Raw genomic sequence first — 24,698 nt, 5'->3', positions numbered from 1 at the left:
CGCCGCCGCGACAGCCCGCTGCTCAGCGCAATCCGCACCGCCTCACGCTTGAAATCTTCTGTATGCTTCTTCATCTCATCGGTCTCCTTGATCGAGTGTTAAACTCTCAAGTGACCGGCGCAAAACCGTTACAAGTCCAATGTGCTCCGTCACCCATCGGTCTGTGTTCTGGGTGAACGATATATCCGTGGTCCAAATTCACACATTCGGCACCGGCTACACGGTCAAGGAAGGCCTTAAGAAAATGCTCAGAAACTTGACCCATGCTCGCTCGCATCCAGAGCTGCGCGAGGACGCCAACGTTGCGTCGTTCATCCGTGCCGACACCGGCAGCGCTCCAGATGTTTATCCCGTCACCGCGCTCCATGCGGGCAGCAACTAGCGGTCGAAAGTCGATAACTGCCCGCTCAAGACGATCCGCGGAGACCGATGATGCCCGCTTGAACATAGGCTTTGTCCGCGGCAGAAGTGGACGGGCCCCCAAAGAAAATTCAGCAAGACGACGGGCAAGGCTGTGCCGTGAGCGGGATGCTCGCCAGTCATTCGCAAACGACCCGATTTGTGCGGCCGTCAGGCGCATGGAATGAGGCCTTTGGATGATATTTCGCCTTCCGCGCTCCCGGAGGCGGCTGCGTCAAAGGTTGCGTGCAGAAGCGCCGAGATCAAATCGGCTGCACGCGCAATCCTGTCCTCTCTGTCCACCAAGGTGACTTCGCGCATGCTGGGCGGCTCAATGCCCTCGGGCACATCATCAGTCTGACGGATGGGCAGATGCCAGAATACCCTGATACCAGGCTCGTCAGTCTCAATATCGTTGACGCACCGCTCAACGCCGAAAACCGAAAGCACCGATTGTACATCGATGTTGTCTGGCTGCCCCTCAGGCAGATAGATCCGCCATCCATCTTGGCGGGACGCGACGGTTATCCCTGTCTCTCCAAGACGCAGCCATTGCCCGGAATCGACCAGTTCCGATTGTTCCCGGGTCAGGCGAGTGGCCATTTCCTCGCCCACAGTGGCACAAACCGCATCAAGGTAGGGGTCGGTATCGCGGTAAGCCCATTCCACATTGTGGTGCCGGCGAACGACGTATCCCATCCGAACCGCACCATCGACTTTAGCGGGCGAATAGCAGCCTTGCGCGGACTCCCGCATCGACGGATACGCGACAAAATAATAGCGCCAGTCGAACCAGTTCACTGACGAGCGCCCCGTCAGAAATGGCTGAACCAGCAAGCCGTCGAAAAGTGCATCGTTTGCATGCTCGGCCTCTGATACGCAGGCTAAAAGGGCTTGCAGGGCTCTGGTGACGGGTGAATTCGAACTGCGTGGCAGCGTCCCGGTAAGAACCTCTCGCCAACGCCGGTCGTGTTGCCTGGCCGGAACCAAGCGCCGCACGACATAGCCGCGATCAGTATAGTCGTCCGCAGCAAGCAATGCTGCTGCAACGCCATCATGGTTCATGTTGGTGCCGAAGGCCTGCGCAAACGCATCGGCGCAAATGGGCAGCGTCTGGGGGTCGAGGCCGAATGCCAGCAGCCGCCCGCGCAGAAAATCATGATCTTCCAGCGTGTAAAGTACAGGCTCGAGGAGCGGGTTCTGTTCGAGAATCTCGGCTTTTCGGCGCTCATCATCCATTTGCGCGACGTTGAAACCGGTGCTGTCTGGCATGACGCCCGCCATGATCTGCTCAGTTTGCTCTAACAGCCTGCCCATGTTCTCAGGACGAATTTCGTCCACTGACCAATCGGCCAAATTGCGCACGACCCGCAATCGACGCATTGTGACGGCATCGGTCATGCGCCCGCTGATCAGGATGGCGTGGAGCAGCAAAGCGAGTCGGGTCGGAAACTCAGTTTTGTGCCTTTCAGGGCTATAATCGTTACAGCAGGCAAGAAAGAGGTTCGCTCCATGCCGTCCCGGATCGAACACCGGCAAGCGCGCGTCTGCTTCAGCCGCGGCGCCACGAGCATCACGGAAATGCGTGGCGAACCAAGATGAGACGTCAGCTCTATTCCAAAGATCGAAGGCACGAAAAAGCCAGTCGAGGCGTGTCTCGCTAGCTTCATCACCAAAGACGCGCAGGCAAACGTCCGCTTCACTATCGCCTTCAGCAATACGACCGCCAGCTCGAGCATCAACGAAATCGGCGAGGAAGCGCATGTACCGGAGGATAGCCGCGTCGATTTGACCGTCTGCCGCAGGTTGGCCCTCACGTGTCGCAAGAGCGGACCAGAATGCGTCTAACCAAACGCCGTCGATCCTCTGCGCAAACTCCCGGGCACGGTCGGGAAAGTGCCTCTCCAACTCCGCCCCGAACCGCGCCTTGAAGATCTCAAAATCGGTCAGTGGCTTGCCGCGCGAATTCATGCGGACATAGATGTCGTTGTCGAGCTTCATGTCCTTGAGGTCGAGAACATGAAACTCAATCGCTGGATTGAAGCGGTCGGTAAGACGGGCAAGCGCGGCATTTGCATCAACATCGGCCAGCCGTGCGTGCATATTGTCGAGCACGACCAGCATCGATGCAATGGTTGGCTCACTTGTCCAGCCTGGCATGAACCAGCTTTGGTCCTTTATCCACTCCGATGGCCCCTGACTGGCAAAATCTGGTTTGCCTTCAGCAGGGGTATCGATCGATGCGGCCTTGCGCATTTCTTCGCAAAATTGGCGGGCACTGGCCCGCGTCTCATAGGCGAAGGTCAACCAAGGCGCGTCTGTGCCTCCCGAACGGACTGCGAGATACCAATGCAACAGGAACAGCGCAGTCAGCCGCTGCTGGCCATCGAGCGGGAGAAGCACCCCTTGGCGTACATCGCCGTAAACGAAATCAAGTCCAATCGGCGTCACAGCGCACGTTGGATCGGGCGTCACAGCAGCCGTTAGCGTGGCGATGAAATCATTACGGATGCGGCTCGCCTTTGGGTCTTCACGGCCCTGTGCATAGTCACGCTGGATCATCGGGATCTGAATGCCGGCGAGGCCGAGCCCGTCATCATCCCGGCCACGGAAGAGGGCGGCATAGCTGGTGACACTCATGGCTGTACCTCCTCTTTCAAATATTCACCCAAGATCGTTTCAATCTCTGCCAGATAGGCGGTCCGGTCCTTCGCGCTCCAGAAATGAGGCTGCAAGGCATCGGCCTCCGAGTAATACTTGAGAAAGACGTGACGGGTGCATGCTGGAATAAAATCGCCTTCGTGATCATAGGCGATGATCTTTTGCCGCTTTGCCTCGAACGCACTGTTGCCGAGGCCAATATTGACCACCTTCGACAGCAAGGCGAGATTGTCAATGCCGTGAACTTGATCCTCTGATCGGTCCGGTTCATCGCCAGCCAGAAAGGTGAGAATTTCGTGGGCTAGGTCTCGGAAAGCATCGCCTACTGCTGCGTCGGTTTCACTGGCCTTGCGCCATTTCTCAATGGCTTGAAGAACGGCATCGCGGTTCGCATCGGCAGGCAAGGATAACACCGCTTGCTCATGGACTTTGACCCAGGCATTCCACTGTTTCGCAGTATTGAGCTCCGGCGCATTCTGTGCGTGAATGTGCTCCAATTCCCAACTGTCAGCATGATGCGCGGCGAAAGGATATCGAGCTTCGGCGTGCTTGTTTCTCGCAGTGGTCTCCACGTTCATCAACAGAAGCAGGCGCTGAATCCGTGCGTGATCTGTGTCGTAGCGTAGGCTGGCCAGCTCGGAGTGCGCGACGTTGAGTCGCCGGCGGACTTCGCTTTCAAGCCACTGTCCAAAGTCCGAATGTCGGCGCCTCGCGGCCTGGAAAGCGATCTCCCGGAGCATCTTGTCCCGTCCGTCAACACCGGCCTGCGCAATCAGGAACCCAATACGATGATATTGGCGCCGATCCGCATACCAACCGAGCATCCGCTCATAGAGTTGCACGACTTGGTGCCAGACGGCCGAAACTCCCTTGTCCTCAGCCCTGCTGCTCAGCTCGTCGAAGACCTTGAATGTCCCAACCGCGTCACTCGGAGCAACACCAGCGACGATCTCAAGCAGCAGCGAGATGTGGGTCGCGCAGGTCCGGTTACCTGCCAGGAATGCCCAAATCTCCGGCCGCCGCAAATCACGCTCTATCGTGTCCCATTGGACTGCCAGTTCATTTGCCCTGAGCTGGCGGGCGCTTTCTCCGTCGTGGGCATTGTTGGATTTGGCCGACAAAGTTTGGGACAGCACCAGCGCTTTGAATAACTCTGCGTCATCAAGTGGAATTCGGCCGCTATTGAGCCGAGTAAACAGGTCGATCGAGGAAACGTGCGCCGGTGCTTCATACCAAATTACTCGAACGCCATTCCCCAACGCTCCAAGCATCGCGACTCGAACTTCTGGTTCGATCGCATCGACCTCGGCCTCAATCGCCTGTTCTGCTTGCCAAATATGGTAAAAATCAATGTTGGTGCCAGCACGCTCAGCATCGGGCTGAGCAAGGAAATGCGCGCTTTCGGGGCGCGTTTCATAACGCAGCGTCCAGCGAGGCTTGCCTCCCAGCGCACGGACCAAAAGATGGAGCGTCGTGAGCCGTTGCTGGCCATCGATAAGCTCCCACTCGCAGTTCGTTCTTTTGACGACGATGGGTTGCAGGCAATAATTGCCGTCAAGGTTGCCGCGGATGTCTCTGACTAGCTGGCCGACTTCCTGAAGCCCCCAGCGATAACCTCGCTGATAACCTGGGACGAGGAAGCTGCCCTCGATTTCCAGAACCGGCTTGAGGAATAGGCCACCGGTCCCGCAAACACGGGGAGTTATTTCATTCGTCACGCTCAATTTCCCCCCGGCTTCAATCCGTGAACCGTCCAGCATCGTCTCCAGTCTGTCACATGTACTCATGCATCTTGTTTGGGCTCTTGTTGCAGGAACCGGCCGTCGCTCCGGATGAGGTGTGCCCGCAGTATTTGCATGTGTACCGACCGCTGTGGTGCGCAATATATTGGTGGGCATTGAACGGACTGGCGTTGCATGAGCCACTTGAAGCACCGCTGGAGGTATGACCGCAGAACTTGCAGATGTATCCGGAGCGATCCTCCGCAATGTAAATGTGCGACCGTGTAGGCGATCGCGAACAAGAACCGCTGGATGCGGAAGATGAACGATGGCCGCAAGTCGAGCAAATGAACCCCATGTTTTGTCCCCTTCTTGGTATTCTGTAATTTTATCTCGTTCAGAACCTAAGCCGCTGTTGGCGATGTGCGGCAGTGATGATGTCGCCACCATCGCCGACCACCACATAGGCGTCGAGACATTTTTCGAGGCGCTTGAACATGTTGCGCTCCAGCGACCTTTGCATGCGCGAGCGGGCGCGCCGGTCGAGATAGTACACATCAGTACCGCGGTGACGCCTGGTTTCGCCAAACGCCAATAGGGCATCGACCGCTTCGATGGGGATCGAACGGCTCTGCATCCGTATCTGGGCATGGTGAGTAATCATCGAAACATCTCCTTGATTGACGATGATTCGCTTGTAGGACTTGGGGGCGACAAAAACTGTCACGGGGGTGTTGGATGTCATTTGGCAAGGCAGTCGATTTGTTGCGACTGGCAATGATGGCGACGACACGGCGCGGAATCTGCCTGGCGGAAATCGAGTCGGAATTTACCTGCGTTCGGCGCACCGCGCAGAGAATGGTCGTAGCTCTGGAGGAGGCATTTCCCGCGACCGAACGGTTTATGGCTGATGATGGCCGAGCCTACTGGCGGCTGCCGGCACGCGCCGTTGCCCATCTGCTCTTGCCAACTGCCGATGAGCTCGCCGCGCTGTCAGCCGCGGAGCTCGAACTGGAGCGCGCTGGCCTTGGGCCGGAGGCAGGGCAGTTGAAAACCCTTGCCAGTAAAGTCCGAGCACTGATCCCCGGGGAACATGTCTCTCGCCTAGAAACCGACGAAGAAGCCGTACTCGAGGCGATGGGCTTCGCCGCTCGACCGGGCCCGCGCGCCGCACAAAACCCCGAAGTCGATGCTGCAATCGGACACGCTCTCAAGGCACCTTGCCGCTTGCGGATTTGCTACCGCAGCAGGGCTGATGCTGACGCAAGCTGGCGAACGGTTGAACCTCTGGGCTTGTTGTTGGGTTCGCGCCGCTACCTCGTCGCGATCGATGTTGCGAAGCGAGATGGCAATATTCGCCACTTCCGAGTTGAAAGCATGATTGCCGCAGAAGTCGTGCCAGAGAGCTTTGCCTGGCCGGCAGACTTTGATTTGAAGGCTTATGCGAACCGCGCTTTTGGGTCATATTACGATGCACAAGAGCATGGAGAGATCGTCTGGAAGTTTTCGCCCCATGCGGCGGAACGCGCGGCAGGCTACCAATTTCATCCCGAGCAAATCAGCGAAACGCTTGAAGATGGTTCGTTGTTAGTACGCTTCCTGGCATCCGGGCATGTCGAGATGTGCTGGCACCTCTATGCCTGGGGCGATGCCGTCGAGGTCATTTCCCCGCGGGTGCTTGCGGAAATGGTACATCCGTGGCGCCGAAATGACTTCCCTTCGCTCCCATGAAGTATGATCAAAAGTGGCATCTAAAGATGGGGCGACCGTTTTTGTCGCATCCATGTGTTGGATTCACCACATGACAAAATTCCTTATCGAATCGGCGATACGCCAACTCCGCACTGTTTCCGCAACATTCGGCATTTTTCAAACGATGGTGGCGAGGCACTCTTCGCCCACGCTACTGCGCGTAATTCCCAAGGAGAAGGCCGCATGAGTTCGGCACAAGTTCCACAATCGCGCCGCTTCGGCCTGTCGAAATCGAAGTTGACGACGTTCGAACAATGTCCCCGTCGGCTGTGGCAGCAAACCCATGCCCCGGAGCGGGCGGAGGCTGATGCTGAACAGGAAGCTCGAATGGCGGTCGGCCACACAGTAGGCGACATCGCCTGCGGTCTTTGCCCGGGCGGGGTAATGATTGAGTCCGATGAAGGTCTTGGCGCGGCGGTTGCAGCCACACGGCGCTTAATCGACGAGGGGCACCCTGGCCCCATTTTCGAAGCCACCTTCGAGCATGATGGCGTTCTTGTCCGTGCAGACATCCTTTCGCGCGATGCGAATGACGGGTGGCATATGGCAGAGGTAAAGAGCAGCGCACGCGTGAAGGATTACCATTTGGGCGATCTTGCAACGCAGGTGTGGGTTATCGGCAAGGCAGGCATCGAGCTGAGCGGTGCGGCCGTCCGGCATATCGACACCAGCTTCGTACTCCAGCAGGAAGGGGATTACGCCGGTCTCTTTGCTGACACTGATTGCCTGGGCAAAATTGCCGGTGCTGTAGAAGGTCGCGCGCAGTTAGTGGCAGAAGCCCGCGCTGTCTTGGCCGGCAATGAACCTGATTGTGTTCCTGGAGACCAGTGCGACTCTCCCTTCACTTGCGAGTTCAAAAGTTGGTGCTCGCGTGACTTACCACTGGGACCGGAATGGCCTGTCGACATTCTGCCCCGAGGCGGTGGTGCGAAATGGCGCGCACGCGGCATCGACAATATGCTCGATCTTGAAGCCAAATCTCTGTCGCCGCTCCACGCGCGGGTATGGGAAGCTACTCGCACCGGCGCACCCTTCCACGACGTCGACAGCGCCCGGTCCACCATGGCAAAATGGGGATGGCCTCGCGCATGGCTGGACTTTGAAACAGTAAATCCCGCTATCCCCCGCTGGGTGGGCACGCGTCCCTATCAGCAGGTGCCGTTCCAGTTCTCGCTTCACTTGGAGCAAAGGGACGGCACCATCACGCACCATGAGTTCCTCGACACGAGTGGTGCGGACCCCCGCCGCCCCTGTGCGGAAGCTCTGGTGGCGATGGTCCCGCCAAATGCGACGATTATTGCTTACTTCGCCAGTTTCGAACGCGGCGTATTGCGCGAACTTGCCAACCAATTTCCAGATCTCGCCGCGAGGCTGATGGCAATGGCGGATTCCGCCCAGGACCTCCTCCCAGTCGCACGCGCCTGCTGGTATCACCGCGATCAGCGCGGAAGCTGGTCGATCAAGGCGGTTCTGCCTACTATCGCAGCGCTCGACTACGATGCGCTGGAGGTCAAGCATGGTGGGATGGCGCAGGACGCTTGGGCCGAAGCGGTCGATCCAAACACCGATCCTTTGCGGAAATGGGCGCTGGAAGAAGGTCTCAGGGCATATTGCCAACAGGATACCTGGGCGATGGTCCTGTTGGCCCGCCATTTTTCTGGGCCAGCGACGGATTAGGCATTGGTGTGCTCCGATCCTTACCTGATCGCATTTCCATCCCTTTGGCAGGGCACATTCCTCAAAAGACTGGCGCTCCATCGACATAGCCTTCGAAAGCGTAGTCGTTGAGAAACTGGCGGCGCCAAAGATAGCCGCGATCGACCTCGCTCAGTTCGGCTTCATCGCAAATGGCGCTCCACAATCCGGTGATCGTCGTGATCTGGTGGTCGATCAAATCGCGGGCGTCCCGGTCGCTCAGCAGGAAATTCGGTGCCGAGAGGCGGCAGGTCTCCAGAAGGCTCCGCTTGTCCTCGCCGTTCACCAGCATCGCCTGATTGGCCTCCCGGCCGTTACGCGGCTGCGGGCATATGTCGTAGGCCTGGGTAAGCGTGAGAAGGGCGCCATCCCAGAACGCCGCATGGTTGCGGGCATGGTCGTCCGTATTGCCCGTCAGCACATTGAAGACCAACCGGCCGAACAGCTCGCACAGTGTAGCTTGCGGATCGGTGAAGCGCGCGCGCACCATTTCCGCGAGATCGACGTAGCTCGCGTAGCGGGCCTGCATTTCGCCCAGTCCGAACATCGTCAGGGCCGAGACCATTGCGCGGCGCGTCCAGCCAGTTCCGTTCCATTCGCGATCGAAACGGCGCACCAGAAGCACATCCTTGCCGCTGGCCTTGGCAAGCCGGACAGGTGCGACGTTCAGCCCCGCTTCTGCTGCCAGACGCATGGCAACGAATTCCGCTTTCACGACGGCCATGGTGTCGTTGGTCGCCGAAAATTTGGCGATGAACTTGTCCGCGCCGTCCTGAATCAAGGCTTTGGGGCGCGCGCCGCCAATGGAACTGCCATGGAACAGCGCCTTTTCGAGGGCCGGGGGAATGGGTTCACCTCGCTCCACCCGTTCGGCCGCTTCCAGAAGCTCTTCTAGCGTCGCATTTTCCTGTTCGCGCGGCTGAAATCTGTCCGCTGACGTCTGGAAATCGAGCGCACCAATGCGGTCGGAACCCGAATTCAGCATGAAGGTCAGCTCGTCGAAATCGACGTTGTGCGCTGCCTCGCCGCGCAGACCCGTCAGCCGATTGATGATGACCCGGCGCCCCCACGCGTCAGGCGCACCGTCCCTCAAGCACCCGGCCATTTCAAGCGGGGCGTTGGGCGCTATCCTGCCGCGCTGGAGAGGCAACTCGGGCGCATAGATGGGTATGGCGTCCGCCCGCTCCAGATAGGAACGACCATAGTTGAAGGCATAGAGGCCGCCCTCCTGTTCGATCCGCCCGGCAATGACAGGCTCGAGCGCGCCCGGTAGCCATATCCACACGAAAGCTTCGGTCGCTGGTGGGACAGGACCTTGGGCAGCACCAACTGCCGCAGCGGGCTGAGGTCGGTCAGAAGTCATCTTTCACCTCCGAGCGCGGACGCCGCACTGACTGGGGAAGGAGCGCCAACTTGTCGTTGATCCGCGAAATCTCCGGAGCAAGCCGCGAAGGCTCGTCGACGAATAACGGCACGCCCACGAGTGTCGCAGCCTCGAACACCAGTCCGATTTCCACCTTGGCGTGACCCTTCTCGATCAATTGCAGCGTGCTGCGCGCAATGCCGACCCGGGCAGCGAGGTCCGCTTCCGACATTTTGCGCTGCTTGCGTGCGAGACGAATGAGCCCTCCCATCATGGTCAGCGCTTCGCGCGTCACGCGCGAGTAAGTGCGGGGATGCTCGTTCATATGAACCTCAATGCCGGTTATGGCGGTCATGAAATGGCTTCTCGACCGCGATAACGGTCAATATCATGGAGAAAGTTAAAAATCAATGGAATGACCGCGACGGCGGGCACCAGTGTCACTTATGCAGGTTATATCGGTCATTCCTGCAAACCCGCCATGATTCGGTCGTTTCCTGCGACCATCGGCCTGGCAGAGGAGAGAGCCTGGGCTCACGCCGTGCACGAACACCCCGGAACTCCGCCGCTTTCCTGTATTTGCACGCCACACTACTACTACGACCGAAAGCTGTTGAACCGGCCCAATTTCTGGCTCTCTTAATCAACCCCAAGCCGGGGAGCGCCTGTTCTCCCCGACGAAAACGGGGACCCGATGGCGGCTTCACATCACAATTCGGAAAGATCGGCACGAGGCGCGCGCATGCTGCGCACCGCGCTCGGCCCCGCCATTGCCCGCCTGCTGGAAGACCCTTGTGTCGTTGAGGTGATGCTCAATCCAGACGGGAGGCTGTGGATCGATCGCCTCTCGGAAGGCCTGTCCGATACCGGCGAGCGCCTCTCAGCCGCCGATGGCGAGCGCATCGTTCGTCTGGTCGCGCACCATGTCGGCGTCGAGGTGCACACCGGCGCACCGCGTGTATCAGCAGAACTTCCCGAAACGGGGGAGCGGTTCGAGGGGCTGCTCCCGCCTGTCGTCGCTGCGCCTGCCTTCGCCATTCGCAAGCCCGCCGTCGCGGTCTTCACCCTCGAGGATTATGTCGCTGCGGGGATCATGGCTGAAGGCCAGGCCGAAGCGCTTCGGGTCGGTGTTGCGACCCGTGCCAACATCCTCGTCGCTGGCGGCACCTCAACCGGCAAGACGACGCTCACGAACGCACTTCTGGCCGAAGTCGCGAAAACCGAAGATCGCGTCGTCATCATCGAGGACACGCGCGAGCTGCAATGCACCGCGCCCAACCTCGTTGCCATGCGAACCAAGGATGGCGTCGCATCGCTCTCCGAACTGGTCCGCTCGTCGCTGCGCCTGCGCCCCGACCGCATTCCAATCGGCGAGGTGCGCGGGAGCGAAGCCCTCGATCTCCTCAAGGCATGGGGCACCGGCCATCCCGGCGGAATCGGCACGATCCATGCCAGCAGCGCCATCGGCGCGCTGCGACGGATGGAGCAACTCATCCAGGAAGCCGTCGTCACCGTGCCCCGTGCGCTGATCGCTGAGACCATCGATCTCATCGCCGTCCTCGCTGGGCGCGGCACCTCTCGCCGCCTCGTCGAACTCGCCCGGGTCGAAGGCCTCGGCCCGGACGGGGACTACTCCGTCAGCCCCATCATCCCTCAGCCCGCACAAGGAGCTTGCCAATGAACCTGCCTATCCGCCGTCCCACTCAGCGTCTGGCAACAGCCATGTCCGCGGTGATCCTCACCGCCATGATGGCGCCCGCAGCCCACGCCTCCGGCTCCTCCATGCCGTGGGAAGCCCCGCTGCAATCCATCCTCCAGTCGATCGAAGGCCCAGTCGCCAAGATCATCGCGGTGATCATCATCACCACCGGCCTGACACTGGCGTTTGGCGATACCTCGGGCGGTTTCCGCCGCCTGATCCAGATCGTTTTCGGCCTCTCGATTGCCTTTGCCGCATCGAGCTTCTTCCTGTCGTTCTTCTCGTTTGGCGGCGGGGCGCTCGTCTGATGATCGGCAGTGCCGATCAGGGCGGCGAGATCGCGGGCTATACCGTCCCGGTTCATCGGGCGCTGACCGAGCAGATCCTGCTCGGCGGCGCTCCGCGCGGCCTCGCCATCCTGAACGGCACGCTTGCCGGCGCCATCGGCCTTGGCCTGCGCCTTTGGCTCATTGGCATAGGCGTCTGGGCCATCGGCCACGTGATCGCCGTCTGGGCAGCCAAACGTGATCCGCTCTTCGTCGATGTGGTGCGCCGTCATCTGCGCATCCCCGGTCATCTTTCCGTCTGAGGGGGCTCCCGTGTTCAACCTGGCCGAATACCGCAACCGAAACAGCCGGCTCGCCGACTTTCTGCCATGGGCGGCGCTGGTCGGCGAAGGCATCGTGCTCAACAAGGACGGCAGCTTCCAGAGGACTGCGCAGTTCCGGGGGCCAGATCTCGATTCCGCAGTCCCCGCCGAACTCGTCGCCGTGGCCGGACGGCTCAACAACGCCTTCCGCCGCCTCGGATCAGGCTGGGCGATCTTTGTCGAAGCCCACCGGCATGCCGCCGCACACTATCCCGGCTGCCGGTTCCCCGACGCAGCCTCAGCGCTGGTCGATGCCGAGCGCAAAGCCGATTTCGAAGAAGCCGGGGCGCACTTCGAGTCCGCCTACTACCTCACCATCTGTTATCTGCCGCCCGCCGAGGATGCCTCGCGCGCGGAAAGCTGGCTCTACGAGGGCAGGGAACGCGGCGGTGCCGACCCCGCCGAAGTCCTGAGCGGCTTTGCCGATCGCACCGACCGCATCCTGCGCCTGATCGAAGCCTTCATGCCCGAATGCCGCTGGCTCGGGGATGCCGAGACGCTGACCTATCTGCACGCTTGCGTATCCACCCGGCGGCACCGGGTCCGCGTACCGGAAACGCCGATGTATCTCGATGCTCTGCTCGCCGATCAGCCGCTGACCGGCGGCCTTGAGCCGCGCCTCGGCGCATCGCATTTGCGCGTTCTCACCATCACGGGTTTTCCGACGGCGACCACGCCGGGCCTGCTTGATGAGCTCAACCGCCTGGCCTTTCCCTACCGCTGGGCAACGCGCGCGATCCTGCTCGACAAGACCGACGCAACCAAACTGCTGACCAAGATCAGGCGGCAATGGTTCGCCAAGCGCAAGAGCGTCGCTGCAATCCTGAAAGAGGTTATGACGAACGAGGCCTCGGTCCTCGTCGACACAGACGCTGCCAATAAGGCAGCCGACGCAGATCTCGCGCTTCAGGAACTCGGCGCAGACTATGCCGGCATGGCCTACGTCACGGCGACCGTGACGGTCTGGGACGCAGATCCACGCACAGCCGATGAAAAGCTCCGCCTCGTCGAGAAGGTCATCCAGGGCCGCGATTTCACGGCCACGCCCGAGACCATCAATGCGGTCGATGCCTGGCTCGGCTCTCTGCCGGGGCATCTCTATGCCAATGTCCGGCAGCCGCCCATCAGCACTTTGAACCTCGCCCACATGATACCCTTGTCAGCGGTGTGGGCGGGGCCGGAACGGGACGAGCATTTTGCAGCGCCCCCACTGCTCTTCGGCAAGACTGAAGGCTCGACCCCGTTCCGGTTTTCCCTTCACGTCGGCGATGTCGGGCACACGCTCGTGGTTGGTCCGACCGGCGCAGGCAAGTCCGTCCTGCTTGCGCTCATGGCGCTTCAGTTCCGGCGCTACGCCGGCGCTCAGGTCTTTGCCTTCGATTTCGGGGGTTCGATCCGCGCGGCCGCGCTCGCCATGGGCGGTGACTGGCACGATCTCGGCGGCGGGCTCACCGACGCCTCGGACACATCCGTCAACCTGCAACCACTCGGGCGCGTCGACGAGCTTGCCGAACGGGGCTGGGCCGCTGACTGGATCAGCGCGATCCTTGCGCGCGAAGGCGTGGCAATCACACCCGACGTGAAGGAATACATCTGGACGGCGCTTACCTCTCTGGCCTCGGCGCCGGTCGAGGAACGGACCGTTACCGGACTTGCCGTCCTGCTCCAGTCCAACGACCTCAAGCAGGCACTTCGGCCCTACTGCGTGGGCGGCGCTTATGGCCGCCTTCTCGACGCCGAGGCCGAGTATCTCGGCAGTGCCACGGTACAGGCCTTCGAGACCGAGGGGCTCATCGGAACCGGCGCGGCTTCCGCAGTCCTGGCCTATCTGTTCCACCGGATCGAAGACCGCCTCGATGGGTCACCGACGCTTATCATCATCGATGAAGGCTGGCTGGCGCTCGATGACGAGGGGTTCGCCGGCCAGCTGCGCGAATGGCTCAAGACACTGCGCAAGAAGAACGCCAGCGTCGTCTTTGCCACCCAGTCGCTGTCCGACATCGACGGGTCGCCAATCGCGCCGGCCATCATCGAAAGCTGCCAAACTCGTCTGATGCTACCCAACGAACGGGCGATCGAGCCCCAGATCACGGCCATCTATCGCCGTTTCGGGCTCAATGATCGCCAGATCGAGATCATCGCGCGCGCCGCTCCCAAGCGCGACTATTACTGCCAGTCCCGTCGTGGCAACCGGCTCTTCGAGCTGGGACTGTCCGATGTCGCGCTGGCGCTATGCGCTGCCTCGTCGAAAACCGATCAGGCAGCCATTGCGAAGATCCTCAGCGAGCACGGGCGCGAAGCCTTCCTCCTTCAATGGCTTCGACACCGCGGGCTCGGCTGGGCCGCTGACCTCGTCCCCAACCTTACCAATCAGGACAAAACCCCATGAAACTGCGCCGTTCCCGCAGCGTCCGGCTCATTGCCGCGCTGCTTGTCGCCCCTGTCGCTCTCACGCCGATACTGGCCGCGCCAGCTTATGCCCAATTCGGGTTCGGCGGGATCGTTTACGATCCCTCGAACTACGCACAGAACGTGCTGACGGCGGCGCGATCGCTTCAGCAGATCACCAATCAGATCACGTCGCTGCAAAATCAGGCGCAGTCGCTGATCAATCAGGCCCGCAACCTCGCGAGCCTGCCCTATTCCGCGCTCCAGCAGCTTCAGCAGTCGGTGCAGCGCACCCAATCGCTCCTGAGCCAGGCCCAGAACATCGCCTACGACGTGCAGTCGATCGATCGCGCCTTCCAGCTCAAATACGGCAGCACCGCCATGTCGGCGAGCGATACCCAGCTCATCACCGATGCACGCGCACGCTGGCAGAATACCGTCGGCAGTTTGCAAGACGCAATGAAGGTGCAAGCTGGCGTGGTCGGCAATTTGGGCACCAACCGCTCTCAGATGTCGGCTCTCATCGGCCAGAGCCAGGGTGCAACCGGTGCCTTGCAGGCCGCGCAGGCCGGCAATCAGCTCCTCGCGCTTCAGGCTCAGCAGCTCGCCGATCTCACCGCCGTCGTCGCTGCCAACGGTCGGGCGCAGGCGCTCCAGTCAGCGGAACAGGCGGCCGCCGCTGCGCAAGGGCAGGAACAGCGCCGCCGGTTTCTGACCCCCGGCGCGGGCTACCAGCCCGGCAACGCCAAGATGTTCCAGCCCGGTAACTGAGGCCCGACGATGGACGGCAAAACCCTCGCACGCATCGGCGCAGTTGCCTTCGTGGCGCTCGCGATCACGGCAACGGCGATCGATATGAACCGGAGCGACCCGATACCCGATTCGGCCCTATCGAAGCAGCCGTCCATCGTTCGGCATGATCCGCTTGATGAGCAACTGACCCGTTGCTCGCAGGCAGGTGAAGCGGGGGCCGCCGATCCCCAATGCCTCAAGGCATGGGCCGACAACCGCCGCCGCTTTCTCGGCCAGCCTCCTATGCCGGGCGAGGTCTCTGCAGCCCGGTCGGAGGTCCGCTGACCATGGGCGGCACAGGCGTCATCGACCATTTTCTCGAGGTCTTCACCCGCTACATCGATGGAGGCTTCGGCCTTCTGCACGGCGAGGTGGCGTTCATTGCCACGACGCTGGTCGTCATCGACGTCACGCTCGCCGCGCTGTTCTGGTCATGGGGCGCCGACGACGACATCATGGCGCGCCTCATCAAGAAGACGCTGTTCGTGGGCATGTTCGCCTACATCATCGGCAACTGGAACAATCTTGCCCGCATCGTCTTCGAGAGCTTTGCCGGCCTCGGGCTGAAAGCGAGCGGAACGGGGTTCAGCACCGCTGATCTCCTGCGCCCGGGCAAAGTCGCGCAGACCGGCCTCGATGCCGGTCGCCCGCTGCTCGACTCCATCTCCAATCTGATGGGCTACTGGTCCTTCTTCGAAAACTTCATCCAGATCGCCTGCATGCTCTTCGCCTGGGTGCTCGTGCTGCTCGCCTTCTTCGTGCTCGCCGTCCAGCTGTTCGTCACCCTGATCGAGTTCAAGCTGACCACGCTCGCAGGCTTCGTGCTCATTCCCTTCGGACTCTTCGGCAAAAGCGCCTTCATGGCCGAACGTGTGCTCGGCAACGTCATTTCGTCGGGCATCAAGGTCCTCGTCCTCGCCGTCATCATCGGCATCGGCTCAACGCTCTTTTCGGAATTCACCGCAGGGTTTGGCGGCAGGGTGCCATCGATCGACGATGCGATGGCCATCGTCCTGGCCGCACTGTCGCTGCTTGGCCTCGGCATCTTCGGGCCGGGCATCGCCAACGGCATCGTTTCGGGCGGACCACAACTTGGCGCAGGCGCCGCCGTGGGCACCGGACTTGCAGCCGGCGGCGTGGCCGTCGCCGGTGCGGCCGCCGCCGGCGCCATCGCCTCGGGCGGGGCATCACTGGCCGCCGGCACCGCCGCCGCCGCTCGTGGCGGCGCAACCCTCGCAGGCGGTGCATCGACAGCCTACAGTCTGGGAGCCGCGGGACAGTCCGGCATGACCGGCGTTGCGTCGGGCGTGGGCAATGTCGCCAGCACTGGCGCGCAAGCTGCCGTCTCTCCCCTCAAGCGCGCGGCCTCGAAGGCGGCCGATAGCCTCAGGTCCAGCTATCAATCCGGCGCCAATGCAGCTGCCGAGATCGCGGGCGGCACTTCTGAAGCCGAGGCTCCGGACGGCGCCGCGCCGCCCGCAACTGCCGAAGGCCAGCCCGATTGGGCCAAGCGCATGAAGCGCAATCAGCAGCTCTCCCAAGGTGTCCAGGTCGCCGCGCACGCCGTCAAATCAGGCGACAGCCATGGCGGCGGTACGTCCATCAACCTTTCCGAAAGCGACTGACCATGAGCCTCTTCAAACGACCCTCGACCCATTACGGCAAATCGCCTGAGCCCGAGACACCCTACCAGCGCGCCGGCCAAATCTGGGATGACCGCATAGGCTCGGCCCGCGTTCAGGCGCATGGCTGGCGGCTGATGGCATTCGGCTCGCTCACGCTGTCAGCAGGGCTGTCTGCAGCGCTGATCTGGCAGACCGCCAGCGGCTCGATCGTGCCCTGGGTGGTGCAGGTCGATCATCTGGGGCAGGCGCAAGCAGTCGCTCCAGCTACTGCCGACTATCAGCCGTCCGATCCCCAGATCGCCTTCTACCTCGCTCGCTTCATCGAGCAGGTCCGCAGCATCCCGGCAGACCCCATCATCGTGCGCCAGAACTGGCTGCGCGCCTACGACTTCACGACGCAAGCCGGAGCACTCGCCTTGGGCGACTATGCCCGCGCCAACGATCCGTTCGCCAAGGTCGGCAAGACGCAAGTGGCGATCGACGTCTCCAGTGTGATCCGCGCATCGCCGACCTCGTTCCGCGTGGCCTGGGTCCAGCGCACCTATCAGGACGGCGCGCTCGCCGCGACCGAGCGCTGGACCGCCATCCTCACCATCGCCGTGCAACCGCCCCGCGATCCCGAGAAACTCCGGGCCAATCCGCTCGGCATCTACGTCAACGCCATCAACTGGTCGAAGGAGCTTGGACAATGACACCCACCTTGCGCAAAGCTGCGAGCCCGCTCTTCCCGGCCTTCTTCATCTTCGCCATCCCGGCCATGCGCAAAACGGCGCTGCCGCTGCTGCTCTGCACATCTGCCCTCGGCGGCTGCGCGACAGTGCAGAAGCCGCCCGCCATCAATTTCGATGATGCGCCCGCCGCCGTGCAGACCGTCGATCCGCCAGCCCCGGTCCAGGTTGTCGAAATGCCGAAGATCTTGGCTCTGCCCGGGCAGCTGAAGCCGCTTGGCCCGGACAGCGCGCCAACGCCCGACCTGCTTGATCCAGCCTCCCGGGTGAACGCCGCCAATGCCGCCGCGCGGATGCAGCCGGTCCGGAACGGCTTCATCAACGCCATCCAGATCTACCCGTTCGTCGATGGAGCGCTCTATCAGGTCTATACCGCGCCGGGACAGATAACGGACATCAGCCTCCAACCCGGAGAACAACTCGTCGGCTCCGGCCCTGTCGCTGCCGGGGATACGGTTCGCTGGATCATCGGTGACACAGAAAGCGGCGTCGGGGCATCGCGGCAGGTCCACATCCTCGTCAAACCGACCCGCGCATCGCTGACGACCAACCTCGTCATCAACACCACGTCGCGCACCTACCACATCGAACTGCGGTCCACCGACAAGACCTATATGGCCTCGGTGTCGTGGCAGTATCCGCAAGACCAGCTCATCGCCCTTCATCGCCAGAATGCCGAGGCAAGGGCGACCGAGCCAGTTGACTCGGGCATCGATCTCACCCGGGTCAACTTTCGCTACCAAGTCTCGGGCGACCGCGTCCCGTGGAAGCCTCTGCGCGCTTTTGACGATGGCCGTCAGGTCTTCATCGAGTTTCCCCGCGGTGTTGCCCAGGGCGAAATGCCGCCGATCTTCGTCGTCGGCCCAGAGGGTAACACCTCCGAGTTGGTGAACTACCGGGTCCGCGCGAACTACATGATCGTCGATCGGCTATTCGCGGCAGCAGAACTGCGCCTAGGGTCCGGAAAAAGCCCGCAGCGCGTTCGGATCGCCCGCACCGACGGGAGGCCGGCATCGTGACGGACGAACACGGCCCGGGAAGGGAAGAAGGTGGGGCGCGGCAGGGCGATGTCCGGCCGGATGCGCCAGACGGTGATGACGCTCTGCCGCTGACCGGCGAGCCGGTGGTCCGCATGCGGCTGCGGCCTGAACCGCCCCGTGTGACCCGCCTGTCGCGCAAGGTGCTGGCCGCGCTCGGTGTCACAGCGGGCCTCGGTATCGGCGGCGCACTGATCTACGCGCTCCAGGCCCAGCAGGGCGGCAAGGCAAACGAGGAACTCTACGCCACGGATGGCCGCAGCGCGCCCGATGGACTGGCCGGGCTTCCAAAGGACTATGGCGCAGTGCCCCGCCTCGGACCGCCGCTCCCGGGCGATCTGGGTCGCCCCATTCTCGCAGTGCAAAACAACGGTCAGCCGGTTCCCGTGCCCGGGATGGCAGCGCCGGTGGCCGCGCCTGCCGGCCCTGATCCGGAAATGCAGCGCCGGCACCAAGAGCTGGAGGCCGCGAGAACCGCCCGCCTGTTCTCCGCCTCTCAGGCCGCTTCGGGAAATGCCTCGTCCTCCCCGCCGCCCGTACCGGCGGCAAGCGACCTGGCCGGGCTTGGCCTCGCGCCGCAGCCCGCCACACCTTCAGCGCAGGACCGGCAACTCGCCTTTCTTGGGCAAACGCCCGACAAGCGCACGGTGGCGCCCGATCGGATCACCGGACCTGTATCGCCCAATGTGCTGCAAGCGGGCGCCGTCATTCCGGCCGCGCTGATCACCGGTATCCGCTCCGACCTCCCCGGCCAGATCACGGCGCAGGTGACCCAGAACGTCTACGACAGCCCAACTGGGCGTATCTTGCTGGTGCCTCAGGGGACGCGGATCGTCGGCCAGTATGACAGCGGCGTCGGTTTCGGGCAGCGCCGGGTCTTGATGGTCTGGAACCGGCTCATCATGCCCGATGGCCGCTCGATCGTTCTTGAGCGGCAGCCAGGTGCGAATGCCGAGGGTTATGCCGGGCTCGAGGATGGCGTCGATTTCCATTGGGGGGAGATGTTCAAGGCCGCCGCGCTCTCGACGCTGCTCGCGGTTGGCGCAGAAGCCGGGACCAACCAGAACGAGAGCAATCTGGTGCAGGCGCTGCGTTCAGGCGCTTCGAACAGCATCAATCAGACGGGTCAACAGATCGTGAGCCGCCAGTTGGGCATCGCGCCAACACTGACCATCAGGCCGGGATTTCCAGTCCGGGTCATGGTCACGCGTGACCTGCTTCTCGAACCCTACGGAGGCTGATATGGCCAAGCTGAAACTCGGCCCGATCGCGGACGACAAGCCGGTCAAGATCACACTGGAGCTGCCGGCAAGCCTGCACCGCGATCTCGTCGTCTATGCAGCGATCCTTGGCCGTGAGGGCGGCCAGGCTGCTGCTGATCCGCTGCGACTGATCGTGCCCATGCTCGAACGCTTCGTCGCCTCGGATCGCGGCTTTGCCAGGGCGCGCCGCGAAGCAGATCGCGCAGCAGGCGACTGACCGGCCGTTGTCTCGATCACCATCATGGCTTGGAAACGAGATCCTTGCCCGAATCGCTTGTCGCTTCGGGATCAAGAAAGCTGAAGGCCGACTGCTCGGTTGCGTCGGTCATCGACCGCGCCAGTTCCATCAGGCCCAAAAGCGCAGGATTGTCGTTGCTGGGTGACCAGACGGCGCAGAAGGGCAGAATTTCTTCTTCGATCGGGCGGAAGACGACCCCTGGAAATTGCGCAGCTGTGGTTGCCTCGCTGGTTACGGTGAGGCCCCGGCCCAAGGCGACGAGCCGCATGAGATTATCGCGCCCGACGGCATGATGGTGGATTTCCGGGTGGCGTCCAAGATCGGCAAGCCGCTGCACCAGATAATCATGGATCTCTTGGCCAGGTGCGGCTTCGCTGACGATGAACGTTTCGTGGGCGAGAACACTGAATTGCACCTGAGCCTCGCCAGCGCGCGGATGATCCGATGGCAAAACTACGAAGATGCGCTCGGACCAGAGCTGCTGGCTCGCAAATCCGGGCCATTCACCGGCGCCTGTTATGAAGGCGATATCCAACTGATGCTGGCGGATCGCGACCAGATGGTCCGCCGGATTGCCATCGATGAAGGTGAGTTTGATCGCAGCGTACTGCTCGCCGAACGTCTGAATGAGATCCGACAAGAACCCGGAGGCGAGAGAAGAGAATATCCCGATCCTGAGGTGCCCGTCCTCACCGCGACCAATTGCGGAGACCTCCGCCTTGGCCATGCCGATTTCCGCCAAGGCCTTGCGCCCCCGCTGGACGAACTGTTTACCGGCGTGAGTGAGCTTCACGCCGCCCGGCGAGCGGATGAAGAACGCCGTCCCCAAGCGATCCTCCAGGTCGCGAATTCTGCGACTGACTGCCGATTCCTGAATGCCAAGTGCAACCGCTGCTCGGCGGAAGCTACCATGATCCGCCGCAGCTACCACATAGCGGATATGGCGAAGTTCGATATGCGTCCCGGGCAGTGCTCGTTCCCCGTTCTTCTGCCTGATTATCGCGTCAAACTTGGCGGTGATCTGCGAAATATCCCGAGTGCAAGTCGTTGACGAGTAAATTAGTGTATTCAAACCGAAGAGATATATCCATTTTCGCGAGGCATTTACGCGGGGCGCGCCGGGAGATCACCATTCTTGAACCGGCGCGCCCATTTCATCCAAATATCATGCCGGAGAACGGCATGCAGTCAGCCCTATGGCGGCTGACCTAGCGGGCTTCCTGCGGGTTCGCCGCCATTCCCGCCGCCGTCCTCGATCCACCCCTCGCGGCGGCTTCTCCGACGGTCCCGGCGCTCAATGGGTCCCGGTCCCCACAGCAATATCGGCCCTTCACACCGTCGAGGCGTGATCGAGCGAGGTGGCTTGCACGATGGCGCGAAAATTCTCCGAAAACTCCGGGTGCCGGGTTTCGAGAAAGCGCTTGATTTCGGGCTTCGAGATCAGTCGTTCGAGGAAGCCGGACGCGACCACGAGAACCAGCATGTCGTCGCCGTAGGAGACCTCCAATTCCTTGTAGTCGTCATTCAGCGCAGCCATTTCCCGCTCGAGCCGGGCCATCTGTTCCGTTGATAGTCCCGTGGATTTCTTGAGATCGTCCGGCTTGTGGAGATCGGCGGGTTTCGACGTCGCCAGCAACGCCTTTGCGTATGAAGACGTGTAGTTGTTGGCCGACACCATGAGTTCGGCGACCTCGAGCTGACGGATCGGCTTCATCTTCCGGAGTTTCTGGAAGGCATTGTGGCCGACCGGCTTGTCCTTCAGCAGTTCGGCGACATCCTTGCTGATCCCCGAGATTAGATGGCGCCTTGTCCGGATGACTTTCACATCGACGTTGAGTGCGCGCGCCAGCTTTTCTTCCGAAACACCGCGCTCGAGCGCGCGCACGATCATGTAGTGTTCCTGGATGGTCGCAAGCCGGTTGACCCGCTTGTTGTAGGTGAAGGATTCGTCGTCACTGGCGACGACACAGGCCGCTTCCGTTGCCCCGAGCGCGCGCAAGGCATCCAGACGGACATGGCCGTCGAGGATGAGGAACGTCCCGTCGCGCTGCCGGGCGACAGAGATCGGCTCGATAAGCCCCACTTCCGCAACCGAGGCGGCAATCCGGCGATATTTGACGCTGTCATGCATGCCCTTGGGCAGAGTCCGCGTTGGCAGCAATTTGCTGATCGGAATTTGGAGCACTTGCTGCTCGAAGGCGATTTTCACGGGGCTGTTCATGGCCGTTCCACGGGGCCGATCCGTTCAGCGAGGGCCTGCGGTATGCTGTTGAGGCCTTCCGCGCGCAGCAGCGTGACGAAATGCTCATCTGCCAGCAGGCGGCGCATGGCGTTGGTTACGAACAGGAGCCGGCTCCGGGCGAGGGAGGCTCGCTTGATGAGCAGCTTCTGGCGCTCGGTTTCGCGCTGATACGAGCGGATGAGGCTTTCCGATGTAACCGGGCGCGACCACCAGGGGCGCTGCCCGCGCTTGCTCGTCTGCTTGCCACTCGTGTTGCGCTGCTCGATGATCTGCCGGATCGCGAGCACCTGGTTGCCCGGAATGGTCTTCTCCTCATACGCCTGAGCCAGGGCTTGCTGGACCTCGCCCTCTTTGGCCCTCGCGATCTCCATGGCGATGGTATGCGGGATGACGCCGCGTTCGACCGCGGAAATCAGCTTCTCCTCGCCGTTGTCGAGCAAGACGCAGATCGCAGCGACATATTCGTAGGAGAAATCCACTTTCGCGGCGATTTCGCTGTGCGAATATCCGCGGGCTGCCAGCACACCGATGGCATGGACGAGTTCCAGCGGGCTGTGCTGTCGCCGGGCCAGGTTCTCGACCAGGCTCATCACGTAGCAATCCTCTTCCGAGGCATCGACGATGATGGCTGGGATTTCGGACTGACCAAGCGCGATGAAGGCTTCTAGCCGGCCCTGTCCGCAAACCAGATCATAGCGTGTCTTGCCGGCGCGCTGGCTCACCGTAATCGGCTTCTTCAGCCCCAGATGGGCGATGCTGTCCACCAGCTCCTAGAAGATGCGTTTGTTCCGCACACGCGGATTGAGAATCGTGATGAGGTCGACCGGCACCATGCGGATTTCGGGGACGGGGTCGCTCATGCGGCCACCCGCAGCGCCGCACGGCGCGTCAGATCCATGAAGGCTTCAAGTGTCTCGTACCGATAGGCATCGAGCAGGATGCCATTCTCGGGCGCGAGCCTTAGGTCAGGCGACTTCCCGAGATCGAGCCAGGGCAGCAGATAGTAGTCCCGTATCGTGCGGTTATCGTCCTCCATCCGGGCTGCGATCGTGATTCCCGGCCGAAGACCCTGATCGAACCGGATCTTCCAGCGCAGGTTTCCTGCTGGACTGACCTGGCAGCGGGCTATGACCAGCGCCGCCGTGAACTCCTCGTTGATGTGCAACAGATCGGACACCGGGTCCCGGCGGACCGAACCGCCTGCGCTCTCGATCCCGGCGATGACTTCCTGGACGACGTCGGGGTGGAGGGCTCGCAAGGCCCGGTTGGTTTCGATGTAGCGGTAGTCCCGCGCCGGCGAATAACCGACCAGCTCATAGGCCCGCACCAGGCTTCCGAACCGGTGGCGAAACGTAATGCTCGAAGGCATGTCCTCGACTTCGTCGATGACCAGCCCCGAAAGCCACCCCTTCTCGGCCAACAAGGCCGCGAGCCTGTCGAGCAGTTCCTGGTCGGTGTAGCGCTTGCTCCGGGTATCGATGATGCGCTGCGCAGCTTCATAGAAGTCTGGTTCGACAATCGGCTCGAAGGCCCCGTCATGGCGGACCCACATGTCGGGTGGATTGAGGACTCGCTTGGCCTTCAGTTTGAACGAAACCCTGTTGTAGACATTGTTGCCGATGTATTTTTCGTTGGTCAGGATCTGGTGAACCGTGCCTCGGGTCCACGGGCGGCCGAGATCGGTCACATGTCCTTCGCCGTTCAATATCCCGGCAATCTCGCTTTCGGTTCGCTGCTGAACGACGAACATGCGGTACAAGCGCCGCACCATCTCGACTTCTTCGGGCGGGCCAGGTTGCAGGACTACGCGGTCGGTCTGGAGGCTTTTCTGCTCGCCACGTTGGAGTGTCGTCTTGGGATTGCAGTGCTCATCGACTAGCACGCGGCGCAGGCCGAAGCCTGCTGGACCTCCCTGTCGGAAACCAAGCCGGATGAGGCGACACTGTCCGGTGAAGACCTTGGCGGACAATTCCCGGCTGTATTCGCCGGCCATGGCCCGCTTCATGCTCTTGATGATCGTCGCGCTCAGGCTACCGTCGTTCTCGAACTGCTCTGCGCAGTAGTGCACCTTGATCCCGCCTTCGCGGCAGATGAACTCATAGTAGGCGCTTTCGTCGGCATCCTGAAAACGTCCCCATCGGCTGACATCATAGACGAGGACCACCTCGAAGTCCGTGTTACCCGAGCGGACGTCCGCGATCAGCTTCTGAAGTGAAAGGCGGCCGTCCAACTTGAGGCCGCTCTTCCCCGAGTCCTCATAGGTCCGAACAATCTCGAAGCCGCGATGCGCCGCATACTCGGCAATAATCTCTGCCTGATTCTCAGTTGAGTATTTCTGATGCTCGGTCGACATGCGCACGTATTGCGCCGCCCGTATCAGGCGCTCAGGCTTCTCGTCACTATTGCCCGAAGTGTTTGTCACAACCGATGCTTCCAGTTCGCTCCCA

The 24,698-nt window shown here is 61.7% G+C and carries 23 protein-coding genes; 14 read left to right on the top strand and 9 right to left on the bottom strand.

Translation table 11 applies throughout. The features are described from left to right. Window positions 1–187: 187 nt before the first annotated feature. Window positions 188–382 (top strand): hypothetical protein, encoded by a 195-nt coding sequence (locus Q0R16_RS14960; protein WP_295637746.1) that lies wholly within the window; start codon window positions 188–190, stop codon window positions 380–382. A 188-nt stretch (window positions 383–570) separates the two neighbouring features. On the opposite strand, the gene Q0R16_RS14955 is transcribed toward Q0R16_RS14960, so the two are convergent. The 3 genes from Q0R16_RS14955 to Q0R16_RS14945 form a co-directional block, all read right to left on the bottom strand. After that, complete coding sequence (locus Q0R16_RS14955) at window positions 571–3,039, bottom strand: DUF262 domain-containing protein (RefSeq protein ID WP_295637743.1); 2,469 nt, start codon at window positions 3,037–3,039, stop codon at window positions 571–573. Then, window positions 3,036–4,820, bottom strand: a complete 1,785-nt coding sequence (locus tag Q0R16_RS14950; RefSeq protein WP_295637740.1) for a DUF262 domain-containing protein — start codon at window positions 4,818–4,820, stop codon at window positions 3,036–3,038. Before Q0R16_RS14950 ends, Q0R16_RS14955 begins: the two co-directional genes overlap by 4 nt. Window positions 4,821–5,178: 358 nt before the next feature. After that, entirely contained in the window at window positions 5,179–5,526 is a 348-nt protein-coding gene (locus Q0R16_RS14945; protein WP_295637737.1) for a hypothetical protein, read from the bottom strand. On the opposite strand from Q0R16_RS14945, the gene Q0R16_RS14940 reads away from it, so the two are divergent. Next, a complete protein-coding gene (locus Q0R16_RS14940; protein WP_295637733.1) occupies window positions 5,520–6,512 on the top strand; it encodes a WYL domain-containing protein in 993 nt (330 codons plus the stop codon). The two genes, Q0R16_RS14945 and Q0R16_RS14940, sit on opposite strands and share 7 nt — an antisense overlap. 204 nt (window positions 6,513–6,716) lie before the next feature. Beyond that, entirely contained in the window at window positions 6,717–8,210 is a 1,494-nt protein-coding gene (locus tag Q0R16_RS14935; protein WP_295637729.1) for a DUF2779 domain-containing protein, read from the top strand. A 61-nt stretch (window positions 8,211–8,271) separates the two neighbouring features. On the opposite strand, the gene Q0R16_RS14930 is transcribed toward Q0R16_RS14935, so the two are convergent. Together Q0R16_RS14930 and Q0R16_RS14925 are read right to left on the bottom strand one after the other, a co-directional pair. Further along, on the bottom strand, window positions 8,272–9,591 hold the full coding sequence (locus Q0R16_RS14930) for a type II toxin-antitoxin system HipA family toxin (RefSeq protein WP_295637726.1): 1,320 nt from the start codon (window positions 9,589–9,591) through the stop codon (window positions 8,272–8,274). Next, window positions 9,581–9,946 (bottom strand): helix-turn-helix transcriptional regulator, encoded by a 366-nt coding sequence (locus tag Q0R16_RS14925; protein WP_200859915.1) that lies wholly within the window; start codon window positions 9,944–9,946, stop codon window positions 9,581–9,583. Before Q0R16_RS14925 ends, Q0R16_RS14930 begins: the two co-directional genes overlap by 11 nt. A 339-nt stretch (window positions 9,947–10,285) precedes the next feature. Here Q0R16_RS14925 and trbB point away from each other — a divergent pair, with 339 nt between their 5' ends. The 11 genes from trbB to Q0R16_RS14870 all read left to right on the top strand — a co-directional run bounded on the left by trbB (window position 10,286) and on the right by Q0R16_RS14870 (window position 19,988). Then, window positions 10,286–11,272: a P-type conjugative transfer ATPase TrbB gene (gene trbB, locus Q0R16_RS14920; RefSeq protein WP_295637720.1), complete on the top strand. Its 987-nt coding sequence runs from the start codon at window positions 10,286–10,288 to the stop codon at window positions 11,270–11,272. Further along, a complete protein-coding gene (locus Q0R16_RS14915) occupies window positions 11,269–11,598 on the top strand; it encodes a TrbC/VirB2 family protein (protein WP_295637717.1) in 330 nt (109 codons plus the stop codon). The genes trbB and Q0R16_RS14915 overlap by 4 nt, the downstream gene beginning before the upstream one ends. Further along, the gene (locus Q0R16_RS14910) at window positions 11,598–11,879 is read left to right on the top strand and encodes a VirB3 family type IV secretion system protein (protein ID WP_295637714.1); all 282 of its coding nucleotides are present in this window, start codon (window positions 11,598–11,600) and stop codon (window positions 11,877–11,879) included. The genes Q0R16_RS14915 and Q0R16_RS14910 overlap by 1 nt, the downstream gene beginning before the upstream one ends. A gap of 10 nt (window positions 11,880–11,889) precedes the next feature. Then, window positions 11,890–14,328, top strand: coding sequence for a conjugal transfer protein TrbE (gene trbE, locus Q0R16_RS14905; protein ID WP_295637711.1), 2,439 nt, complete (start codon window positions 11,890–11,892; stop codon window positions 14,326–14,328). Continuing rightward, window positions 14,325–15,098 carry a P-type conjugative transfer protein TrbJ gene (gene trbJ, locus Q0R16_RS14900; protein WP_295637708.1) on the top strand — a complete coding sequence of 258 codons (774 nt, stop codon included), beginning with the start codon at window positions 14,325–14,327 and terminating at the stop codon, window positions 15,096–15,098. Before trbE ends, trbJ begins: the two co-directional genes overlap by 4 nt. 9 nt (window positions 15,099–15,107) lie before the next feature. Continuing rightward, window positions 15,108–15,404 carry a putative entry exclusion protein TrbK-alt gene (trbK-alt, locus tag Q0R16_RS14895; protein ID WP_295637705.1) on the top strand — a complete coding sequence of 99 codons (297 nt, stop codon included), beginning with the start codon at window positions 15,108–15,110 and terminating at the stop codon, window positions 15,402–15,404. A 2-nt stretch (window positions 15,405–15,406) separates the two neighbouring features. Next, window positions 15,407–16,744: a P-type conjugative transfer protein TrbL gene (gene trbL, locus Q0R16_RS14890; protein WP_295637702.1), complete on the top strand. Its 1,338-nt coding sequence runs from the start codon at window positions 15,407–15,409 to the stop codon at window positions 16,742–16,744. Between the two features lie 2 nt (window positions 16,745–16,746). After that, window positions 16,747–17,436 (top strand): conjugal transfer protein TrbF, encoded by a 690-nt coding sequence (trbF, locus tag Q0R16_RS14885; RefSeq protein ID WP_295637699.1) that lies wholly within the window; start codon window positions 16,747–16,749, stop codon window positions 17,434–17,436. After that, window positions 17,433–18,491: a P-type conjugative transfer protein TrbG gene (gene trbG / locus Q0R16_RS14880; RefSeq protein ID WP_295637696.1), complete on the top strand. Its 1,059-nt coding sequence runs from the start codon at window positions 17,433–17,435 to the stop codon at window positions 18,489–18,491. Before trbF ends, trbG begins: the two co-directional genes overlap by 4 nt. Before the next feature lie 113 nt (window positions 18,492–18,604). Next, window positions 18,605–19,750 carry a TrbI/VirB10 family protein gene (locus Q0R16_RS14875; protein WP_295637758.1) on the top strand — a complete coding sequence of 382 codons (1,146 nt, stop codon included), beginning with the start codon at window positions 18,605–18,607 and terminating at the stop codon, window positions 19,748–19,750. Between the two features lies 1 nt (window position 19,751). Beyond that, on the top strand, window positions 19,752–19,988 hold the full coding sequence (locus Q0R16_RS14870; RefSeq protein ID WP_295637693.1) for a DUF2274 domain-containing protein: 237 nt from the start codon (window positions 19,752–19,754) through the stop codon (window positions 19,986–19,988). A gap of 22 nt (window positions 19,989–20,010) precedes the next feature. On the opposite strand, the gene Q0R16_RS14865 is transcribed toward Q0R16_RS14870, so the two are convergent. The 4 genes from Q0R16_RS14865 to Q0R16_RS14850 all read right to left on the bottom strand — a co-directional run bounded on the left by Q0R16_RS14865 (window position 20,011) and on the right by Q0R16_RS14850 (window position 24,673). Then, window positions 20,011–21,081, bottom strand: a complete 1,071-nt coding sequence (locus tag Q0R16_RS14865; protein ID WP_295637691.1) for a LysR family transcriptional regulator — start codon at window positions 21,079–21,081, stop codon at window positions 20,011–20,013. Window positions 21,082–21,339: 258 nt separating this feature from the next. Next, the gene (locus tag Q0R16_RS14860; RefSeq protein ID WP_295637688.1) at window positions 21,340–22,230 is read right to left on the bottom strand and encodes a plasmid partitioning protein RepB C-terminal domain-containing protein; all 891 of its coding nucleotides are present in this window, start codon (window positions 22,228–22,230) and stop codon (window positions 21,340–21,342) included. Next, entirely contained in the window at window positions 22,227–23,015 is a 789-nt protein-coding gene (locus tag Q0R16_RS14855; RefSeq protein ID WP_295637685.1) for a plasmid partitioning protein RepB C-terminal domain-containing protein, read from the bottom strand. Before Q0R16_RS14855 ends, Q0R16_RS14860 begins: the two co-directional genes overlap by 4 nt. 92 nt (window positions 23,016–23,107) lie before the next feature. After that, window positions 23,108–24,673 (bottom strand): recombinase family protein, encoded by a 1,566-nt coding sequence (locus Q0R16_RS14850; RefSeq protein WP_366857776.1) that lies wholly within the window; start codon window positions 24,671–24,673, stop codon window positions 23,108–23,110. Window positions 24,674–24,698 lie beyond the last annotated feature (25 nt).

Source organism: Novosphingobium sp., assembly GCF_025351285.1.
Classification (GTDB): Bacteria; Pseudomonadota; Alphaproteobacteria; order Sphingomonadales; family Sphingomonadaceae; genus Novosphingobium.
The sequence above is the reverse complement of the archived record's forward strand: the minus strand, read 5'-3'. Positions and strand labels throughout refer to the sequence as shown.

What these genes read in the sequence shown, in the direction of transcription:
- Q0R16_RS14950 (WP_295637740.1), bottom strand. Translation starts at nt 4,820, where the DNA reads ATGCTGGACGGTTCACGGATTGAAGCCGGGGGGAAATTGAGCGTGACG.
- Q0R16_RS14915 (WP_295637717.1), top strand. Translation starts at nt 11,269, where the DNA reads ATGAACCTGCCTATCCGCCGTCCCACTCAGCGTCTGGCAACAGCCATG.
- Q0R16_RS14910 (WP_295637714.1), top strand. Translation starts at nt 11,598, where the DNA reads ATGATCGGCAGTGCCGATCAGGGCGGCGAGATCGCGGGCTATACCGTC.
- trbJ (WP_295637708.1), top strand. Translation starts at nt 14,325, where the DNA reads ATGAAACTGCGCCGTTCCCGCAGCGTCCGGCTCATTGCCGCGCTGCTT.
- Q0R16_RS14860 (WP_295637688.1), bottom strand. Translation starts at nt 22,230, where the DNA reads ATGAACAGCCCCGTGAAAATCGCCTTCGAGCAGCAAGTGCTCCAAATT.
- trbK-alt (WP_295637705.1), top strand. Translation starts at nt 15,108, where the DNA reads ATGGACGGCAAAACCCTCGCACGCATCGGCGCAGTTGCCTTCGTGGCG.
- trbG (WP_295637696.1), top strand. Translation starts at nt 17,433, where the DNA reads ATGACACCCACCTTGCGCAAAGCTGCGAGCCCGCTCTTCCCGGCCTTC.
- Q0R16_RS14940 (WP_295637733.1), top strand. Translation starts at nt 5,520, where the DNA reads ATGTCATTTGGCAAGGCAGTCGATTTGTTGCGACTGGCAATGATGGCG.
- trbF (WP_295637699.1), top strand. Translation starts at nt 16,747, where the DNA reads ATGAGCCTCTTCAAACGACCCTCGACCCATTACGGCAAATCGCCTGAG.
- Q0R16_RS14870 (WP_295637693.1), top strand. Translation starts at nt 19,752, where the DNA reads ATGGCCAAGCTGAAACTCGGCCCGATCGCGGACGACAAGCCGGTCAAG.
- Q0R16_RS14875 (WP_295637758.1), top strand. Translation starts at nt 18,605, where the DNA reads ATGCGGCTGCGGCCTGAACCGCCCCGTGTGACCCGCCTGTCGCGCAAG.
- Q0R16_RS14945 (WP_295637737.1), bottom strand. Translation starts at nt 5,526, where the DNA reads ATGACATCCAACACCCCCGTGACAGTTTTTGTCGCCCCCAAGTCCTAC.
- trbL (WP_295637702.1), top strand. Translation starts at nt 15,407, where the DNA reads ATGGGCGGCACAGGCGTCATCGACCATTTTCTCGAGGTCTTCACCCGC.
- Q0R16_RS14935 (WP_295637729.1), top strand. Translation starts at nt 6,717, where the DNA reads ATGAGTTCGGCACAAGTTCCACAATCGCGCCGCTTCGGCCTGTCGAAA.
- Q0R16_RS14930 (WP_295637726.1), bottom strand. Translation starts at nt 9,591, where the DNA reads ATGACTTCTGACCGACCTCAGCCCGCTGCGGCAGTTGGTGCTGCCCAA.
- trbB (WP_295637720.1), top strand. Translation starts at nt 10,286, where the DNA reads ATGGCGGCTTCACATCACAATTCGGAAAGATCGGCACGAGGCGCGCGC.
- Q0R16_RS14925 (WP_200859915.1), bottom strand. Translation starts at nt 9,946, where the DNA reads ATGACCGCCATAACCGGCATTGAGGTTCATATGAACGAGCATCCCCGC.
- Q0R16_RS14955 (WP_295637743.1), bottom strand. Translation starts at nt 3,039, where the DNA reads ATGAGTGTCACCAGCTATGCCGCCCTCTTCCGTGGCCGGGATGATGAC.